This window comes from Shimia aestuarii (assembly GCF_022814865.1).
Taxonomy (GTDB): domain Bacteria; phylum Pseudomonadota; class Alphaproteobacteria; order Rhodobacterales; family Rhodobacteraceae; genus Shimia; species Shimia aestuarii_A.
In genome coordinates, this window is record NZ_JAKVRD010000016.1 from 54524 (window position 1) to 71998 (window position 17475).

A 17475-nucleotide genomic window follows, 5' to 3' on the forward strand; every position below is an offset into this window, starting at 1 on the left:
ATAGGCGAAACTTGGTCGGGATCGGTGGGGTTTTTGCGCGGGCTATCGGGCAGGGTTTTTCCGAGATAAGGAGACCTGCCGATGACGACGATTCTTATTGTGGAGAGCAATTCGCCCGATCTTTTGGCGATTGGGAAGTCGGCGGCGTCGAGTTTTTTGCGGACATTTCAGGCGCTTGTGCCGGAGGCAGAGCTGCGGGTGGCGTGCCCATATGCGGCGGCGTTGCGTGAGGATGCGCTCGACGGGATCGACGGGGTCGTGTTCTCGGGCTCGGGTGTGATGTGGTCGACGGATGGTCCCGAGGCGGCGCCGCTACGGGCCGAGATGGAGCGGGTTTTCGCGGCGGGTTTGCCGGTTTGGGGATCGTGCAACGGGATGCAGCTTGCCGCGTCGGTACTCGGCGGGCGGGTCGGCGCGTCGCCCAACGGGTTCGAGCTTGGCACCGCGCGGGATGTGCAGGTTACCGAAGAGGGCGCAGCGCATCCGATGATGGCGGGGCGCGCGGCGGGGTTTGCCGTGCCGTGTATCCATCGCGACGAGGTGCAGAGCGTGCCGGAGGGCGCGGTTCTCATGGCCGGGAACGGCCATTCGCCGGTGCAGGCGATGGTGTATGAGAGCGGTGGCGTCGATTTCTGGGGCACGCAGTATCACCCGGAGATGAGCCTTCAGGAGATCGCGGCAGCGGTGCGGGGCAAGGGGCTTTTCGAGGCGGCGGACCGGATGGCGGATCGCCTCGAGATTGCCGATCAGGACGCGGGCGCGGCGGCGGAGTTCGGCACCAGCCCCGAGGCGCTTGCCGTGCCGGTCCGGGGGCGGGAGCTTGTCAACTGGATCGCGCATCTGCACGGGCGGCGCTAGGGGCTTTGCCCCTCTGGCCGCAAGCGGCCATTCACCCCAGGATATTTTCGGCAAGAGGAAGAGCGGGCGCAGTTTCGGCGCAACGCGCCCTTTCCCCTGTGATCCATATCCGGTAAAGCCCCTATGACCCGGTTTTGAACGACGGACGGATACGATGAAATTCACGCTTTCCTGGCTCAAGGATCACCTTGAAACGCAAGCGACCCTGGATGAGATTCTCTATGCCCTGACTGATCTTGGGCTTGAGGTTGAGGGGGTCGAGGACCCGGCGGCGAAGCTTGCAGGCTTTACGCTTGCCAAGGTGGTGCATGCCGAGCAGCACCCGGATGCGGATCGCCTGCGGGTGTGCAAGGTGGCGACCGATGAGGGCGAGAAACAGATCGTCTGTGGCGCGCCGAATGCCCGCGAGGGGATCACCGTGGTGCTTGCCAAGCCGGGCGACTATGTGCCGGGGATCGACGTGACGCTTTCGGTCGGCAATATCCGCGGTGTCGAGAGCCATGGCATGATGGCCTCGGAGCGCGAGCTGGAATTGTCGGATGAGCATGACGGGATTATTGAGCTTCCGTCGGGCGAGGTTGGCGAGAAGTTCGTGGATTGGCTTGCCGCGAATGATCCTGCGAAGGTCGATGCGGTGATCGAGATCGCCATTACGCCGAACCGTCCGGATGCGCTTGGCGTGCGGGGCATTGCGCTTGATCTTGCGGCGCGGGGGCTTGGCACGATGAAGCCGGCGCCAAAGGCAGAGATTGCGGGCGGCTGTCCCTCGCGGATCAATATCACCATCGACGACGAGGCGCGCAAAGATGGCTGTGAGGTGTTCGCGGGCCGTCTCATCAAAGGTGTGACAAACGGGCCGTCGCCCAAGTGGCTTCAGGATCGCCTTCGCGCCATCGGGCTTCGCCCGATTTCGGCGCTTGTCGATGTCACCAACTTCTTCACTTTCGACCGCAACCGCCCGCTGCACGTGTTTGACGCGGACAAGGTCAAGGGCGACCTGCGCGTGCATCGCACCAAAGGCGGCGAGACGCTCGTCGGTCTGGACGAGAAGGAATACACGTTCGGGGCCGGTCAGGTTGTGATCTCGGACGATGAGGGGATCGAGAGCATCGGCGGGATCATGGGCGGCTTGCCCACGGGCTGCACCGAGGAGACCACGAATGTGTTCCTTGAGGCCGCGGTCTGGGACCGGGTGCAGATCGCCTATACGGGGCGCGCGCTCAAGATCAATTCGGATGCGCGTTACCGCAATGAGCGCGGCATTGACCCGGCGTTCAACATGGAAGCGATTGACCTCGCGACGCAGATGATCATCGACCTGTGCGGCGGGGAGCCTTCGGAGGTTGTCGTCGCGGGCGAAGTGCCGGATGTGAGCCGGGCCTACAAGCTCGACACGGATCGGGTGCAGTCGCTTGTCGGGATGGAAATCCCCGCCGAGACGCAGCGCGCGACGCTGACGGCGCTTGGCTTTGTGATTGAGGGCGACATGGCGCAGGTGCCGAGCTGGCGGCCCGACGTGATGGGCGAGGCGGACCTTGTGGAAGAGGTGGCGCGTGTGGCGTCGCTGACCAAGCTTGAAGGTAAGCCGATGCGCCGCCCGGTCGAGGGTATCCCGGCGCCGATCCTGTCACCGATGCAGAAGCGCGAACAGATCGCGCGGCGCACGGCGGCGGCTTTGGGCTATAACGAATGCGTCACCTATAGCTTTATCGACAAAGCGTCGGCGGAACTCTTTGGCGGTGGCAGCGATGCGACCATGCTCGAGAACCCGATTTCGAGCGAGATGAGCCATATGCGCCCGGCGCTTCTTCCGGGGCTGTTGCAGGCGGCGGCGCGCAATCAGGCGCGCGGGTACATGGACATGGCGCTTTTCGAATGTGGCGCGGCGTTCCATGGTGGCGAGCCGGGGGAGCAGCATCTTCTGATCTCCGGTCTTCTCGTCGGGAAGACCGTTGGCAAGGATGTGCATGGCGAGAGTCGGGGCGTCGATCTTTATGATGTGAAGGCCGATGCCGAGGCGATCCTCGCGGCGATTGGTGCGCCCGCGAAGGTGCAAATCCTGCGCGGCGCGCGGGAATGGTGGCATCCGGGGCGGCACGGCAAGATCTGTCTTGGGCCGAAGAAGGTTCTTGGCGTCTTTGGTGAACTGCACCCGAAAGTCCTTGCGGCAATGGATGTGAAGGGGCCGGCGGTTGCCTTCACGATCTGGCCGGAAGAGATTCCGATGCCGCGCAAGAAGAACGCGACGCGCCCGGCGCTGGCGATCAACGATCTTCAGGCGGTCGAGCGCGACTTTGCCTTTGTCGTGGACAAGGATGTAGAGGCGCTGACGCTGGTCAATGCGGCGGCGGGCGCGGACAAGGCGCTTATCGAGGATGTGCGGGTCTTTGACGAATTCATCGGCGGTGCGCTTGGCGAGGACAAGAAATCCATCGCCGTGACCGTGCGCCTTCAGCCGACGGACAAGACGCTCAAGGAAGCCGATATCGAGGCTGTTGCGGGCAAGATTGTCGAGAAGGTTACCAAGGCGACGGGCGGCAGCCTGCGCGGGTAAGGGGGGAGGGGGCGCTGCCCCCTCTTGGCCAAAGGCCAATTCACCCCCGAGGTATTTTCACCAAGAAGAAGCGGCAGGGTTTGCCCGGCCTCTTGGGGTGTGCAAGGGAGCATGACATGACACTGAGAATCTATCTGTCCGGGGAAATTCACACCGATTGGCGCGAGCAGATCGTTGCGGGGGCCGAGGGGCTTGATGTGGCGTTCGATAGTCCGGTGACGGATCACGCGGCGAGCGATGATTGTGGGGTGGCGATCCTTGGGGCAGAGGATCAGAAGTTCTGGCACGATCACAAGGGCGCGAAGCTTAATGCGATCCGCACCCGCAAGGGGATCGAGGATGCCGATATCGTCGTCGTGCGGTTTGGCGAGAAATACAAGCAGTGGAACGCGGCCTTTGACGCGGGCTATGCGGCGGCGCTTGGCAAGTCGATCATCGTGTTGAGCCAGCCGGAGCATCAGCACGCGCTCAAGGAAGTGCATGCCGCCGCGCTGGCCGTGGCCGAAGAGCCGAAGCAGGTTGTCGAGATCCTGCGCTATGTGTTGACGGGTGCGCTTCCGGGGTAAGGGGCATGGGTTTTTCCCCTGTTGCCAGACCCTCGCTCCATGAGACAGAGTAAGTCACGCCAGCTTTGCGCGAGCGTTATGACAACTGTGAGCGTGGGGGAAAGGAACCAGGATGCTTCAGGAATTCAAGGATTTCATTGCCAAGGGCAATGTCATGGACATGGCCGTCGGGATCATCATCGGCGCGGCCTTTACGGCGATCGTCAAGTCGATGGTCGGCGATCTTATCAACCCGTTTGTCGGGCTTTTCCTTGGGGGTGTGGATTTCACCAACCTCTATGTGGTGCTCTCGGGCAGTGTGCCGGAAGGTGCGAGCCTTGAGGCGGCGCGCGAAGCGGGTGCGGCGGTCTTTGCCTATGGGGCCTTCATCATGGCGGTGATCAATTTTCTCATCATTGCCTTCGTCGTCTTCATGCTTGTGCGCTATGTGAACAAGGTCAAGGAAGCGGCAGCGAAGCAGGAAGAAGAGGCACCGGCCGAAGAAGCGCCCGCCGGGCCAAGCGAGCTTGATGTTCTGCTTGAGATTCGCGACGCGCTGAAGAAGTAAGACAAGAGACATTCCGGGGCAGTCCTGCCGCTGGCGGGACTGCTCCTTTTTTGTGGAAAGGGGAAACGCGCAATGGAACAGGTATTGGACTACGTCGGCGATATGGGGCCGCTGGTCATTTCGGCGATCAAGGCGCTCGTCGTCATCGTCATCGGCTGGAGCGTGGCTGGGATCGTGAGCGGCATGGTGCGGCGCAAGGTTAACGCCAAGCCGGAGATCGACGACACGCTTGGCAACTTCGTGGCGTCGATGATCCGCTGGGTGATCCTGCTCATGGTGCTGATCGCGGTGCTTGGGCTTTTCGGGATCGAGGCGACATCGCTTGTCGCGGTGATGGGGGCGGCAACGCTGGCGATTGGCCTTGCGCTACAAGGCACGCTGAGCGATTTGGCGGCAGGGTTCATGCTTATCCTGTTCCGACCCTACAAGCTTGGCCAGTATGTCGATATTGGCGGCACGGCGGGGACGGTCAAAGATCTCAACCTTTTCATCACCGAGTTGGTGACGCCGGACAATGTGCAGATCATTATCCCCAATGGTCAGGCCTGGGGGGCGATCATCACCAATTATTCCGCACATGCGACGCGGCGTGTCGATCTCACCTTTGGCATTGATTATGGCAATGACGCCGATCACGCGATGGCGATCATCCTGCGCGAAGCCGTGGCCGAGGGGCGGGTCAAGGAAGACCCGGCGCCTTGGGTGCGTGTCACCAACCTCGGTGATAGCTCGGTCGATATCACCACGCGCCTTTGGGTCGATGCGGCGGACTATTGGGACGTGAAGTTTGCGCTTACCAAGACGGTCAAAGAGGCCTTTGACAAAGAGGGGGTCTCGATCCCCTATCCGCATGTGGTCGAGATCAAGAAACAGGGCTAGCGCCCGGTTGCCAGACATGGAAAAGGCGCCCCGAAAGAGTGGGGCGCCTTTTGTCGTTCCCGGGTGGGAGGGTCAGCCCTTGAGAACGACGTTCGGAGACACGACGTCCAGCCCGAGCGCCTTGCCGACCGCATAGTAGGTCAGCTTGCCCGCGTGGACGTTGAGCCCGTTGAGGAGGTGCGGATCGTCTTCGCAAGCCTTGCGCCAGCCCTTGTCGGCGAGCGAGAGCATGAAGGGCATGGTCGCGTTGCCAAGGGCGATGGTCGAGGTGCGGGCCACGGCGCCGGGCATGTTGGCAACGCAGTAATGCATGATCCCGTCCACGTCATAGATCGGGTCCGCATGGGTCGTGGCGCGAGAGGTTTCGAAGCAACCGCCTTGGTCGATGGCGACATCGACGAGCGCCGCGCCGGGCTTCATGGTCGAGAGCTGGGCGCGGGAGACGAGTTTGGGCGCGGCGGCGCCGGGGATGAGGACCGCACCGATCACCATGTCGGCCTGTTCGAGCATTTCGGCGGTGTAGCCTGCCGAGGAGAAGCCGGTCTTGAAGGTGCCGCCAAAGACGTCATCGAGATAGCGCATGCGGGGCAGGGAACGGTCAAGCACCGTCACATCCGCGCCCATGCCCGCGGCGATGCGGGCGGCATGGGTGCCGACGACGCCGCCACCGATCACCAAGACCTTGGCAGGGCCGACGCCGGGGACGCCGCCCATGAGCACGCCGCGCCCGCCATTGGCCTTTTGCAGGGTCCATGCGCCGACCTGCGGCGCGAGGCGGCCCGCGACCTCGGACATGGGGGCCAGAAGCGGCAGGCCGCCAGCGGCGTCAGTCACGGTTTCATAGGCGATGGCGGTGCAGCCAGAGGCGATCAGGTCATGGGTCTGATCCGGGTCGGGGGCGAGGTGCAGATAGGTGAAGAGGAGTTGGCTCTCGCGCAGCATCTTGCGCTCGCCAGCCTGGGGTTCCTTCACCTTCACGATCATGTCGGAGATCGCAAAGACTTCTTCTGCGGTGTCGATGATCTTGGCCCCGGCGCGGGTATAGTCTTCGTCGTTGAAGCCCGAGCCAGTTCCGGCCCCGGCCTGAATATAGACCTCGTGGCCGTGGGCAACGGCTTCTTGCGCGGCGTTCGGTGTCATACCAACGCGGAATTCTTGTGGTTTGATCTCTGTGGGGCAACCGATTTTCATATGTGTCCTCCCTGTTCCCTGTGGCGGAGCTTGCCGGATTCTCTTCGCAAAGTGCTGCAAAAATAGGCAAAATATGAAAGTGCAAATGGGAGATTCTTCGCGTAGATATGGGGAATGGGAAAAGGAGCTTCGCGAAAATGTCGCTAGACCAGACGGATCGTCGGATTCTCACGGTCCTTCAGAAGCAGGGCCGGATTTCCAACGCGGACCTGTCGGAGGCTGTCAACCTCTCGCAGTCGGCCTGTCATAGGCGGGTGCATCGCCTCGAACAGGAAGGGTATATCCGAGAGTATGTCGCGCTTCTTGATGCGCGCAAGATGGCGGTGCCGACGACTGTGTTCGTGGAAATTTCGCTCTCAGGGCAGGCCGAAGACGTGCTTGGCGCGTTCGAGACGGCGGTGTCGCGGATCCCGGATGTGCTTGAATGTCATCTCATGGCTGGGTCGGCGGATTACCTTTTGAAGGTGGTGGCCGAGAACACGGACGATTTCGCGCGTATCCATCGGCAATACCTTTCGCGCCTGCCGGGGGTTGTCAGGATGCAGTCGTCTTTTGCGCTGCGCACGGTGTTCAAGACGACGGCGCTTCCGGTTTAGGGGGGAGGGGCGCTGCCCCTCACGTCGCTTTTGCCCTGCAAAAGCGACGCTCACCCCGGAGTATTTTTACAGAGAAGAAGAGCGGGGCCTTAGCGATAGGGTGGCACCGGGTCGTTTGGGGCGGCCGTGGCGTGATAGACGGCGCGGGCGATGGCGCGGGCGAGGCAGGTGGCGGCGGCGTGACCGAGCCAGAGCGTGTCGGCGACCGGATCGGTGAGCGGTTTGCCCGCGGTTGAAACGGCGAAGACGAGATCGCCATCCATCGGCGTATGGGAGGGCACCAGCGCGCGGGCCATGCCGTCATGGGCGGCAGTGGCGAGGCGGGTGCATTGGCTTTGGTCGAGGGTGGCGTCGGTGGCGACGATGGCGATGGTGGTGTTGGCGTTGTGGCTTGCGAGTTTCGTTGGCGGCAGGCCGGGCGGGATCGTCTTGGCTGGCCCGTGGCCGCCGAACTCCTCGCCGACCTCGAAGGGAGCGGCCCAGAAATGGGTGCCGTCGACGGTCGCATCGCCAAGCGCGTTGACGGCGACCAGCGCGCCGACCGTATGGCCCGAGGGGAGCGTTGCGGAGGCAGACCCGAGGCCGCCCTTGCGGGTTGCGAGCATGGCGCCAGTGCCAGCGCCAGTCGTGCCGATCCGGAAGTCCATGGAGGCGTTAGCGAGGGCCTCGGCACCGAGGCGTTTATAGGGGTTCTCGGGCCAGTTCTTGTCACCGCCATTCAGCAGGTCGAAGAGGATCGCGCCGGGCACGATCGGCACGCGCTGATCGCCGACGGCAAAGCCGCGGCCCGCCGCGCGTAAAGCATCGGCCACGCCGGAGGCGGCATCGAGGCCAAAGGCGGAGCCGCCCGAGAGCACCAGCGCGTCGACCTGTTGCACGGTTTTGTCGGGGGCGAGCAGGTCGCTTTCGCGCGTGCCGGGCGCGCCGCCCATGACATGCAGCCCCGCAGTAAAGGGCGCGTCCGCTGTCAGCACGGTGACGCCGGTCTTGATCGCGGCATCGGAGGCGTTGCCGACGCGCAGGCCGGGGATATCTGTGATGAGGTTCTTGGGACCGGGGGTCATGGGGCGCTCCGTTGCATGTCTTGCAGGCAGAGTAGCGGCGGACGTGCGCGAATGCGACGGCAGAGTCGCAAAGGGGCTTGATCGGGGGCGCGGAAGGCGGCAAAGGAAGAGAAGAGCAATCGGCGATGGCGTCGCCACGGCCCGATTAGGCCGCGCTCGTCTTTCCCAGTCCTGAACGCCGGGACCTCTTTGATCGGAGGTCTATTATGACTGCACGTCCTGAATTCTATCGTTTCCACAATGGCGAGAAAGCACGCCTGCAATTTGCCGAGGCCGAGTATGCGGCGCGGATTGACGCCCTACGTAAGCGTATGGGTGAGGCGGGGGCCGAGGCGGCTGTGTTCACCTCGATGCACAATGTCTCCTATTACTCGGGCTTCACCTATTGTTCTTTCGGGCGGCCCTATGCGCTTGTAGTGACAGACACGGAATGCGTCACGATCTCGGCCGGGATCGACGCGGGCCAGCCGTGGCGGCGCTGTTATGGCGACAACATCACCTATACCGATTGGCAGCGCGACAACTACTGGCGCGCGATCTGCTCGGTGACGGGGGAGGGGCGCAAGATCGGGTATGAGAGCGATCACCTGACCCTTTTGCAGAAGGGGAAATGCGAGGCGTTCCTCAAGCCCGCCGCGATGGTCGATCTATACGAGACGACGATGCGCCAGCGGATGCATAAATCGCCCGCCGAGCTCGACATGATCCGCGCGGGCGCGGCGGTGGCCGATGTGGGCGGCTATGCGATCCGTGACGCGGTCAAGATCGGGGCGCGGGAGATCGACATTGCGATGGCGGGGCGCGATGCGATGGAGCTTGAGATCGCGAAGCGGTTCCCGGATGCGGAATATCGCGACACGTGGGTCTGGTTCCAGTCGGGGATCAACACCGACGGGGCGCATAACCCGGTGACCAGCCGGGCGCTTGAGCGGGGTGATATCCTGTCGCTCAACACCTTTCCGATGATCTCGGGCTATTACACGGCGCTTGAGCGGACGATGTTCGCGGGCGAGGTCGATGCCGAGAGCCTAAGGATTTGGGAGGCGAATGTCGGGGCGCATGAGTTGGGGATTTCCCTGCTCAAGCCCGGTGCGAGCTGTGCGGAGGTGACGCATAAGATCAACGCGTTCTTTGCCGAGCGCGACCTGCTGCAATACCGGACCTTTGGCTATGGGCATTCGTTTGGCGTGTTGTCGCATTACTATGGCCGTGAGGCGGGGCTAGAGCTTCGTGAAGATATCGACACGGTGCTTGAGCCGGGGATGGTGATTTCGATGGAGCCGATGCTCACGATTGCCGAGGGTCAGCCGGGGGCCGGGGGCTATCGCGAGCATGATATTCTTATCATTACCGAGGATGGGAACGAGAATATCACCGGCTATCCCTATGGGCCGGAATTCAACGTGGTTGGATAAAGGAAAGGGCGGGGCGTGAGGCTCCGCCCTTTTGGATTGGAGGATGGCGGTTATGCGGGACCGTTCAGCCGTTCAATTGTTCTATGTATCGTCGTGCCAATCCACCTTTGACGGCCGCTGGCCTGAAGCGACAAATTCGAGAAGTGCGTCAAAGACCATCTTGCGATCCATTGTCCAAGAGCTGGGGAAATTATCCACTTGTCCATTCGACAGAACGAAAGCTTCCTTTGGGCCTTCACTCTGTTCCCTCAATGGATTCCGCGAACTGAATCCGGCATCACCCTCAAATCGCAGAAACATCAGCCACCCATATTGCCGGTTGAGTAGCGCACATAGCGATGATCCGTTGCCTTCGGACACCCAGATTTCGAGGTCATCCGTATGCCCATGCGAAGCGAGAAGTCTTTCCGCTTCCTCGACCCCGGCAAGGCTGTGCTGTTCTCCGTTGATCGTGACGTGCATACCAATATTGCGCTCCGAGAAGTTCGCACTAGACTACTCCGCCGATGGCATAAGGGCAATTTGGGCTCAAAGCAGACATTTGCATAGACCTGCCTGAGACCTCCAAAACGGTGCCGCACCGCCTCGTTGCACCCGCTGATTGAGTTGGCTGATCTTGGCTTCTCGCCAGCCAATCACAGGTGGCAGGATGCCGCGAGACGCTTGGACTCATTTCTGTTCGGCAGCTCCCCTAACCCAATCGGCGAATGTCTTAACGCCGTGCTTGTTGCGCGACAGCGGATTGAGCACGAGGGAATAGGCAAATCCGGGCAGCTCTGGACCGGGGATTTGCCGGTAGCGACCTGATTCCAGACCTTCCTCGACCAACGCGCTGCTGGACAAAAGCAGACCCAGTCCCTGATCCAGCGCGTTGAAAGCCGCACTTTCATCGCTGAAACGGGTAATGCTGTTTGACGGGAACGGTTCCCCGGCTTCCTTGAACCATTCTTCCCAGGTCGGGCCACCCATGTCCGGGTTGCGCCAGCGGAATCCCAGCAGTCGGCTGTCTTGCAAGTCGGTTTCCGGGCGGTCAGCCAAACTGACAGGGATGTAGCGATCCGAGAACAAAACCTCAGTTTCCTCATTCGCGGAGGCCTGGGGGCCATATCTGATCGCCAGGTCCAGCCGATCAACCCGCAGGTCCAAAACGTCGTCATCGGTTTCAACCTCAACCCTGATCTCGCCGTGCTTGTCGAAAAAATCTGGCAGGCGCGGAACCAGCCAGCGTTCTGCAAAGGCATATGTTGTTGTGACCCGGACCAGCGATTGTTCAACGTCCTTGTCGAGCATTGCGAAGGCTTCGCCCAAAATATCAAAAGCCGTCTGCAGCTTGGGGAACAACTCTTGCCCGGCGGGCGTGAGGGCGATCTGACGGGGGCGGCGCTCCACTACCTGGAACCCAAGGTAGGCTTCCAAATGTCTGATCTGGTGGCTTATGGCGGTCGCGGTGACGCCCAGTTCTTCCGCAGCCTCGGCAAAACTGAGCCTCCGGGCGACCGCTTCGAAGGCTCGAATTGCGTTTAACGGCGGCAGTTTACGCATGGCGTCTGCCACTTGCGCAAAGAAAACTCAGCATGGCCTGATGAATGGTCATTTGTTTTTTGGCCTCCTCTTTCTGAAGCTTACTGAATGAAAAGGGAGAGAAAAATGACACATAATATTATCACCACCCGGCGGCGGTTGATCAAGGGGGGGCTTGCGGTCGCGGCCGCCATCGCTACCCCGGCCGTCTTGCGCGCACAGGGCCGCCGCGAACTGTCGATGCTCACCTGGGCAGGCCATGCCGACCCCGCCGTGATCGGCGCATTCGAGGAGACGCACAATGTTCGTATCCGCGCCAAGGAATATGTCGGCGGCGACCAGATGCTCGCGCAAATTGCGCAGTCTCCGGCCGGAACCTACGATGTAATCCTGTCGGATGCGGAATACGTCGTGCAATTGCAGCAAGCGGGTTTCATTGAGCCGCTGGCGCCTGAGGATTATCCGTTCGACGACTTTTTTCCGGAGTTTCAGAACTTCCGCGGCCACTGGTTTGACGGTCAGCCCTATGCGGTCTTTCTGCGGTTCGGTTTCCTCGGGCTGTCCCACAACCGCGCCGCGATGAGCGAGGCCGAAGCCCGCAGCTATCGCACCATGTGGGATCCGCAGCATGAGGGACGCATCGGCCATTTCGACTGGCATCTGCCCAATCTGGGCGCGTTGAGCCTCCTCAATGGCAACGCGTCGCCTTTTGATCTTGATGAGGCGCGCTGGACGGAACTGACCGAGACGATGATGTCGCTCCGGCCTCAGGTGCGCGGTTTCTATGATTACGGCGGGATGCTATCGGCGCTGCGTTCGGGCGAGGTTTCCGCGATCCCCGGCATCGGTGACTGGATCACCGGCGTGCTGGCCCGCGATGGTGCGGATGTCACCACGACAATCCCCGAGGAAGGTGGCCTGCAATGGACCGAGTCGCTGTCGATCGGCACGCAGTCAGAAAATCAGGATCTGGCCCAGAAATTCATCCAATACATGCTGTCGCCAGAAGGGCAGGTGAAGACCGCCACGCTCAGGGCTTATCCGGCGATGATCCCGAGGCGGGCAGGCTGGGCGCGGCTGAATGATGAACTGCCGGGAGTGGCGCAGCGCCAGAACATGGTGCTGAACGGGCCCAATGCACTCGATGAGATCCGGGCCGGGCGCATCCGGCTGCGGGAGCTTCCGGTACAGCAATCGCTGGAAACCTGGAACGACGCCTGGACGCGTTACAAGAACGCCTGATGTCCGGTTCGGCCCCGGCACAATCGTCGGGGCCGCAGCCCTATCGGAGATATCGACATGACTTCCTCTACTTTCCCGGCCCGTACTTCGGGGCGCCGGTTCCACTTCTTCTTTCACCGTGCCTGGCAGGCGCTTTGGGTCCTGCCGCTGCCTGTCTGGCTGCTGCTGTTTTTTGCAGTGCCGCTTGGTTTGCTGGTGGCGATTTCATTCTGGTCCGTGGTGAACTACCGGCTGACGCCGGACGCCACGCTGTCGGCCTGGCGCTATGTTCTAGGTCTCGATTTCCTCTGGGCCAGTTTCTGGCGCAGCTACGGAGTGTCGCTTGCCAGTGCGGTCGCCATTTCGCTGCTGGCCTTTCCGGCCTCCTACGCGATGGCCTTTGTCGCAGCCCCGCGTCAGCGGCTGATCCTGCTGGGGCTTGCGATTGCGCCGTTTTTCACAAGCTATCTCGTCCGCATCTATTCCTGGCAGGTCTTCCTGACAGAAGGCGGCGTGATCTCCTCCATCGTTCAGGCGCTCGGCGGCAAGGGGGAAAGCCTTCTCAACACCTATTTCGCGCTGTTTCTTGGCCATGCAACGCTGGCGCTGCCGGTGGTTCTGATCCTGCAGACCATCGCCCTTGCCAATGTGGACCGGACCGGGATTTCGGCTGCCGCCAACCTTGGCGCGCGTCCCGGAGCCATCCTGTTCCGCGTTATCCTGCCCGCGGCCCGGCCCGGGCTGACGCTGGGGCTGCTGTTCGCCTTCCTGTTATCCTATGCCGAATTCGTCAGCGCCTCCTATCTGGGCGGCGGCACCTTCCAAACCCTGCCGATCCTCGTGACGGACCTTGTTCGGGCCGGTCAGCAATGGCCGCGCGCCGCCGTGGTGTCGCTGCTGATGATCGCCAGCCTGCTGGTCACAGCCTTTGTAACCGTCCGCTGGGCCTACCGTGAGAAAGGATAAGACATGCCTCCGCATCTGAAACACGCCTTGCCAAAAGCATTCTGGATTGCCGGACTCGCATTGGTTTTCCTGCTGCTCTACGCACCGATCCTGTCGGCGGTCCTGTTTTCCTTCAGCGCCGACCGCTTCCCAAGCCTCAGCATGTCCGGGTTCAGCACCAAATGGTACGCGCAGGTCCTGACCGACCGCGCCATGCTGGAGGCCCTCTGGAACAGCCTGACGGTTGCCGGGACCACCGCGGTGATCGCCACAACCCTGGGATTTGCCGCAGCCTATGCGGACTATCGTTTTAGGTTCTTTGGTCAGAAAGCCGTGCTGGCGCTGGCCTTGCTGCCGCCGACGGTGCCGCTGGTTATCCTTGGCCTCGCCATGCTGGCCTTCTTCTCCCGCATTGGCATTGCCGGCACGCTTGCGGCCGTAGTTGCCGCGCATGTGGTGATCGCCGCACCCTTTGCGATGGCGGTCTGCCGTCTGCGACTGGCGCAGTTGGATGAGACGCTGGAAACCGCAGCGCAGAACCTCGGTGCATTGCCGCATTCCGCGCTCGCCCGGATCGTGCTGCCGCACACGCTGCCTGCCATTCTCGCTGCCTTCCTAATCACCTTTGCCGTGTCATTCGACGAGTATGTGATCTCTTGGTTCACGGGTGGCTTGAACCAGACCATTCCGGTTGCGGTTCTGACCACCCTTCAGGGGCAGGTCGATCCGACCATCCACGTTATCGGCACATTGAGTTTTTCCGTCACGCTGACGCTGGTTCTGATCGCGCTTGCCGTGGTCCTGAGCCAGAGCGGCGGCGCTATGTCCAAGGAGGAGACATCATGACCAACGCACATCTGAAACTGGAGGGGCTTGCAAAGTCCTATGGTAAATTCATCGCCGTCGAAGAGTTCTCGCTGGACATTGCCGAAGGGGAGTTCATCGCAATCATGGGGCCGTCCGGCTGTGGCAAGACCACGAGCCTGCGCATGCTTGCGGGTCTTGAAACGGCAGACCGCGGTGAGATCACCCTTGCGGGCACCCGGATCGACCAACTGCCGGTCTGGGAGCGGGAAACTCCCATGGTCTGGCAAAGCCTGGCGCTGTTCCCCTTCATGACTGTGCGGGAAAACGTCGAGTTTGGGCTAAAAATGCGCGGCGTTGCCGGGGCAGAGCGCCGCCGCCGCGCCGACGACTGGCTGGAACGGTTGGGCATCTCCACCTATGCAGACCGCAATGTCGCGCGTCTTTCAGGCGGTCAGCGCCAGCGCGTTGCCCTCGCTCGCAGCCTGGTGCTGGAACCCAAAGTGCTGCTCTTGGACGAGCCGCTGTCGGCACTGGACGCCCATATGGCGATCAAGATGCAAGGCGAATTGAAGAAGCTCCAGCGCGAGCTCGGTATCACCTTTGTCTATGTCACGCACAGCCATTCAGAGGCCTTTTCGCTCGCCGACCGGGTTGTCATTATGAACGCCGGCAGGGTGGAGCAGATTGGCAGCCCGCAGGACATCTTTCTGCGACCCCGCAGCAAATTTGTGGCGCAGTTTGTCGGCGGGATCAGCCTTCTGGAAGGCAAGATCTCAAGCAGAGAGGAAGGCAAACGCTTTCTCGACACACGCGACGGCAAAGTCCGGCTCGCCAACAGCAGCGGGCTGGCCGAAGGCGCAGCCGCAGATCTGGCTGTCCGGGCGGATAGGATCTCCGTGACGGTTGAGCCGGGCTGGGGTGAAAACGAAATCGCCTGCACTCTGATCTCTGAGGAGTTCGCCGGAGCGGTTGTCAATTTGCATCTTGAAACCGCGTCAGGTCACAACCTCGTGGCACAACTCCAACAGCGCGATCTGGAGCAGTTAGACGCAAGCATCGGTGCGCGTGTCTATGCGTCCTGGCACTCCGAGGACGGCTTTCTTCTGGCGAGTGCGCGACAATCGGGGGCGGGCCCCAAGGCGAGGGCTGCATGAGGTCTGTTCTCGACAATACCCTGGACGCTCTGCGTCGCGCCGGGCGGGATGGGGAGGTTTTTCTGTCCCTGTTGCCGGACCGTGCCTGCGCGGAAGCACGTCAAAGCGATGGTCGCACCGAACGATTGGGCCCTCTGGATGGGAGCACGGTCTCTTGGAAGGATATGATCGCGATCAAGGGCGTCCCCACGCGTGCAGGCGCTTCGCGCCGGCGTGCGGAGGCGCCCGCCGCTGCGGATGCAGAGGTCGTAGACCGGGCCAGCAAAGCCGGTTTGATCAGCATCGGCGTCACCAATCAATCGGAACTGGCGTTCTCCGGGATCGGCTACAATCCGCACCACGGAACGCCGATGATAGAGGGGCGGGTGCCGGGGGGCTCGTCCTCCGGGGCGGCGGCCTCTGTTGCGCGCGGGATCACCCGATTGGCGGTTGGTACCGATACGGCTGGCTCCTGCCGGGTGCCCGCGGCGTTTCAGGGCGTGGTGGGCTTTCGTCCCTCGCGCGGACGGTATCCGATGCGCGGCGTGATGCCGCTTGCACCCAGCTATGACACGGTTGGAAGTTTTGCCCGCTCGGTTGCCGATATCATGGAACTGGATGCCATTCTGTCAGGCGATGCAGCCACTACCGATGCGGTCGGCCGTCTTTCGGTTGCGATCGACGTGCTTGAGGGGGGCGATGTTGCCGCGCCGGTCTCGCAACGCTGCAAGGAGGCAGTGACGGATCTCAAACAGGCGGGCGTCTTGATGGAATACATGAGACAGTCACCGTTGGATCAGGCGCTGACGCTGATCAGTGCGGGCGGGTGGCCAGGGGCCTTCGAGGCAGTCCGGACCAATGGTCACCTGCTCGAAGGTGCTGACACCGATCACCTCGACCCCTTCGTTGCTGCACGGTTGCGTGCTTCGGCCCGTCTTGATGCGCGCAGCATCGCTGGCGTCGAGCTTGGAGCCAGTGAACTACGCGAAACCATCCGCGTGGCCGATACGATTTACATTCTACCCACGGTCGGAATCGAGGCGCCAAGGCTCGCGCCGCTGCTGGAAGACCCCGAAGCCTTTGCCGCAGCAAATGCTGCCGCTCTCCGCCTGACCATGCCTGCCAGTCTTCTGGATTTGCCGGCGATCTCTCTTCCCGTCGGGAAAACTCGTGATGGCTGCTGGGTGGGATTGCAGTTGGTTGGTCCGCCGGACAGCGACCGCACCCTGCTTGCCACCGCGGCAATGGTTGAAACGCTGCTCGTGCGAAAGGAAGCCCTGACATGATCCGTAATCCAATCCAATGGCCGAACGGAGCCCGCTGTGCCTGTGCGATCACGTTTGACGTGGATGCCGACAGCCTGATCCACATTGCCCGTCCGGACGACGGGCACCGCCGCCTCTATCCGATCAGCATGGGCCGCTACGGCCCGAATTCCGGTGTGCCGCGTATTCTTGAAACCTACCGGCGAATGGGACTCAAACAGTCCTTTTTCATGCCCGGCTGGGTGATGGAACAATACCCCGAAACGGTCGAGGCGATTCTCGCCGGCGGACATGAGATCGGTCACCACGGGTATCTGCACGAAGACCCTGCGGACCAGAGCGCTGAGGAACAGACCTATTGGTTTGAGCGGGCGCTTGAGGTTCACCGTCAGATGACCGGCAGCACCCCGCGCGGCTATCGCGCCCCGGTCTATAATGTCACCCCTGAGGTGCTGTCGCTCGCGGTGACGCACGGGTTGACCTATGAAAGCTCGATGATGGCGGACGATCTGCCCTATCGGATCGACACCGCATCCGGATCTCTGTTCGAATTGCCGGTGCATTGGGGCAGCGATGACTGGCCGCCTTTCGCGCATTTCGACGAGATCGGCTACAAGATGCCGGTGATGTCTCCGCGCCGTGGGCTGGAGGCCTCGTTTGAGGAGTTTGAAGCGCAATACGAGGCTGGCGGGCTCTGGATCGGCATCTGGCACCCGTTCCTGACCGGGCGGCTGGCCCGCTGGCGGGTGGTGGAGCGGTGGCTCGAAGAGGTGTTGTCGAGAGGCGATGTCTGGTTCGCACCGCTGGAAGAGATCGCCGCCTATGTCGCGAGCCAGGAAGCCAAAGGCGCTTGGCAGCCGCATCGCGAGCCCGCAGCCCCCTACCCACATCCCGTCCTGATGGAGAAATAAAG

At 62.0% G+C, this 17475-nt stretch carries 17 protein-coding genes; 13 read left to right on the forward strand and 4 right to left on the reverse strand.

Features of this window, described 5'->3' with window-relative positions; all coding sequences use genetic code 11:
• Nucleotides 1-81: 81 nt before the first annotated feature.
• From MK745_RS14625 to MK745_RS14645, 5 genes are all read left to right on the forward strand, one after another.
• Nucleotides 82-858 (forward strand): type 1 glutamine amidotransferase, encoded by a 777-nt coding sequence (locus tag MK745_RS14625; RefSeq protein WP_243614044.1) that lies wholly within the window; start codon nucleotides 82-84, stop codon nucleotides 856-858.
• A 154-nt stretch (nucleotides 859-1012) separates the two neighbouring features.
• Nucleotides 1013-3412 (forward strand): phenylalanine--tRNA ligase subunit beta, encoded by a 2400-nt coding sequence (gene pheT / locus MK745_RS14630; protein WP_243614045.1) that lies wholly within the window; start codon nucleotides 1013-1015, stop codon nucleotides 3410-3412.
• Nucleotides 3413-3528: 116 nt separating this feature from the next.
• Nucleotides 3529-3978 (forward strand): YtoQ family protein, encoded by a 450-nt coding sequence (locus MK745_RS14635; RefSeq protein ID WP_243614046.1) that lies wholly within the window; start codon nucleotides 3529-3531, stop codon nucleotides 3976-3978.
• Nucleotides 3979-4090: 112 nt separating this feature from the next.
• Entirely contained in the window at nucleotides 4091-4525 is a 435-nt protein-coding gene (gene mscL, locus MK745_RS14640) for a large conductance mechanosensitive channel protein MscL (protein ID WP_243614047.1), read from the forward strand.
• Between the two features lie 72 nt (nucleotides 4526-4597).
• The gene (locus tag MK745_RS14645) at nucleotides 4598-5404 is read left to right on the forward strand and encodes a mechanosensitive ion channel family protein (protein ID WP_243614048.1); all 807 of its coding nucleotides are present in this window, start codon (nucleotides 4598-4600) and stop codon (nucleotides 5402-5404) included.
• Nucleotides 5405-5476: 72 nt separating this feature from the next.
• Here MK745_RS14645 and ald read toward each other — a convergent pair whose 3' ends face one another.
• The gene (gene ald, locus MK745_RS14650; RefSeq protein WP_243614049.1) at nucleotides 5477-6595 is read right to left on the reverse strand and encodes an alanine dehydrogenase; all 1119 of its coding nucleotides are present in this window, start codon (nucleotides 6593-6595) and stop codon (nucleotides 5477-5479) included.
• Between the two features lie 137 nt (nucleotides 6596-6732).
• Between ald and MK745_RS14655 the strand changes: the two genes are divergently transcribed.
• Nucleotides 6733-7191 (forward strand): Lrp/AsnC family transcriptional regulator, encoded by a 459-nt coding sequence (locus MK745_RS14655; RefSeq protein WP_243614050.1) that lies wholly within the window; start codon nucleotides 6733-6735, stop codon nucleotides 7189-7191.
• A gap of 89 nt (nucleotides 7192-7280) precedes the next feature.
• Here the strand turns inward: MK745_RS14655 and MK745_RS14660 are convergent, their stop codons facing one another.
• Nucleotides 7281-8255, reverse strand: coding sequence for a P1 family peptidase (locus MK745_RS14660; protein WP_243614051.1), 975 nt, complete (start codon nucleotides 8253-8255; stop codon nucleotides 7281-7283).
• A gap of 206 nt (nucleotides 8256-8461) precedes the next feature.
• Between MK745_RS14660 and MK745_RS14665 the strand changes: the two genes are divergently transcribed.
• The gene (locus tag MK745_RS14665) at nucleotides 8462-9670 is read left to right on the forward strand and encodes an aminopeptidase P family protein (RefSeq protein ID WP_243614052.1); all 1209 of its coding nucleotides are present in this window, start codon (nucleotides 8462-8464) and stop codon (nucleotides 9668-9670) included.
• Nucleotides 9671-9751: 81 nt separating this feature from the next.
• On the opposite strand, the gene MK745_RS14670 is transcribed toward MK745_RS14665, so the two are convergent.
• Nucleotides 9752-10132: an Imm1 family immunity protein gene (locus tag MK745_RS14670; RefSeq protein WP_243614053.1), complete on the reverse strand. Its 381-nt coding sequence runs from the start codon at nucleotides 10130-10132 to the stop codon at nucleotides 9752-9754.
• A gap of 207 nt (nucleotides 10133-10339) precedes the next feature.
• Complete coding sequence (locus MK745_RS14675; protein WP_243614054.1) at nucleotides 10340-11212, reverse strand: LysR substrate-binding domain-containing protein; 873 nt, start codon at nucleotides 11210-11212, stop codon at nucleotides 10340-10342.
• Nucleotides 11213-11299: 87 nt separating this feature from the next.
• On the opposite strand from MK745_RS14675, the gene MK745_RS14680 reads away from it, so the two are divergent.
• The 6 genes from MK745_RS14680 to MK745_RS14705 are packed head-to-tail and all read left to right on the forward strand — an operon-like array spanning nucleotide 11300 to nucleotide 17473.
• Nucleotides 11300-12433 carry a polyamine ABC transporter substrate-binding protein gene (locus tag MK745_RS14680; protein ID WP_243614055.1) on the forward strand — a complete coding sequence of 378 codons (1134 nt, stop codon included), beginning with the start codon at nucleotides 11300-11302 and terminating at the stop codon, nucleotides 12431-12433.
• Nucleotides 12434-12490: 57 nt separating this feature from the next.
• Entirely contained in the window at nucleotides 12491-13378 is an 888-nt protein-coding gene (locus MK745_RS14685; protein ID WP_243614056.1) for an ABC transporter permease, read from the forward strand.
• A 3-nt stretch (nucleotides 13379-13381) separates the two neighbouring features.
• Nucleotides 13382-14203: an ABC transporter permease gene (locus MK745_RS14690; protein WP_243614057.1), complete on the forward strand. Its 822-nt coding sequence runs from the start codon at nucleotides 13382-13384 to the stop codon at nucleotides 14201-14203.
• The gene (locus MK745_RS14695; RefSeq protein ID WP_243614058.1) at nucleotides 14200-15318 is read left to right on the forward strand and encodes an ABC transporter ATP-binding protein; all 1119 of its coding nucleotides are present in this window, start codon (nucleotides 14200-14202) and stop codon (nucleotides 15316-15318) included. Before MK745_RS14690 ends, MK745_RS14695 begins: the two co-directional genes overlap by 4 nt.
• Complete coding sequence (locus tag MK745_RS14700; RefSeq protein ID WP_243614059.1) at nucleotides 15315-16583, forward strand: amidase family protein; 1269 nt, start codon at nucleotides 15315-15317, stop codon at nucleotides 16581-16583. Before MK745_RS14695 ends, MK745_RS14700 begins: the two co-directional genes overlap by 4 nt.
• Nucleotides 16580-17473, forward strand: coding sequence for a polysaccharide deacetylase family protein (locus MK745_RS14705; protein WP_243614060.1), 894 nt, complete (start codon nucleotides 16580-16582; stop codon nucleotides 17471-17473). Before MK745_RS14700 ends, MK745_RS14705 begins: the two co-directional genes overlap by 4 nt.
• The last annotated feature ends 2 nt before the right edge of the window (nucleotides 17474-17475 follow it).

What these genes read in the sequence shown, in the direction of transcription:
- pheT (WP_243614045.1), top strand. Translation starts at nt 1,013, where the DNA reads ATGAAATTCACGCTTTCCTGGCTCAAGGATCACCTTGAAACGCAAGCG.
- ald (WP_243614049.1), bottom strand. Translation starts at nt 6,595, where the DNA reads ATGAAAATCGGTTGCCCCACAGAGATCAAACCACAAGAATTCCGCGTT.
- MK745_RS14680 (WP_243614055.1), top strand. Translation starts at nt 11,300, where the DNA reads ATGAAAAGGGAGAGAAAAATGACACATAATATTATCACCACCCGGCGG.
- MK745_RS14685 (WP_243614056.1), top strand. Translation starts at nt 12,491, where the DNA reads ATGACTTCCTCTACTTTCCCGGCCCGTACTTCGGGGCGCCGGTTCCAC.
- MK745_RS14665 (WP_243614052.1), top strand. Translation starts at nt 8,462, where the DNA reads ATGACTGCACGTCCTGAATTCTATCGTTTCCACAATGGCGAGAAAGCA.
- MK745_RS14695 (WP_243614058.1), top strand. Translation starts at nt 14,200, where the DNA reads ATGACCAACGCACATCTGAAACTGGAGGGGCTTGCAAAGTCCTATGGT.
- MK745_RS14690 (WP_243614057.1), top strand. Translation starts at nt 13,382, where the DNA reads ATGCCTCCGCATCTGAAACACGCCTTGCCAAAAGCATTCTGGATTGCC.
- MK745_RS14655 (WP_243614050.1), top strand. Translation starts at nt 6,733, where the DNA reads ATGTCGCTAGACCAGACGGATCGTCGGATTCTCACGGTCCTTCAGAAG.
- MK745_RS14705 (WP_243614060.1), top strand. Translation starts at nt 16,580, where the DNA reads ATGATCCGTAATCCAATCCAATGGCCGAACGGAGCCCGCTGTGCCTGT.
- MK745_RS14625 (WP_243614044.1), top strand. Translation starts at nt 82, where the DNA reads ATGACGACGATTCTTATTGTGGAGAGCAATTCGCCCGATCTTTTGGCG.
- MK745_RS14700 (WP_243614059.1), top strand. Translation starts at nt 15,315, where the DNA reads ATGAGGTCTGTTCTCGACAATACCCTGGACGCTCTGCGTCGCGCCGGG.
- MK745_RS14645 (WP_243614048.1), top strand. Translation starts at nt 4,598, where the DNA reads ATGGAACAGGTATTGGACTACGTCGGCGATATGGGGCCGCTGGTCATT.
- mscL (WP_243614047.1), top strand. Translation starts at nt 4,091, where the DNA reads ATGCTTCAGGAATTCAAGGATTTCATTGCCAAGGGCAATGTCATGGAC.
- MK745_RS14670 (WP_243614053.1), bottom strand. Translation starts at nt 10,132, where the DNA reads ATGCACGTCACGATCAACGGAGAACAGCACAGCCTTGCCGGGGTCGAG.
- MK745_RS14635 (WP_243614046.1), top strand. Translation starts at nt 3,529, where the DNA reads ATGACACTGAGAATCTATCTGTCCGGGGAAATTCACACCGATTGGCGC.
- MK745_RS14675 (WP_243614054.1), bottom strand. Translation starts at nt 11,212, where the DNA reads ATGCGTAAACTGCCGCCGTTAAACGCAATTCGAGCCTTCGAAGCGGTC.
- MK745_RS14660 (WP_243614051.1), bottom strand. Translation starts at nt 8,255, where the DNA reads ATGACCCCCGGTCCCAAGAACCTCATCACAGATATCCCCGGCCTGCGC.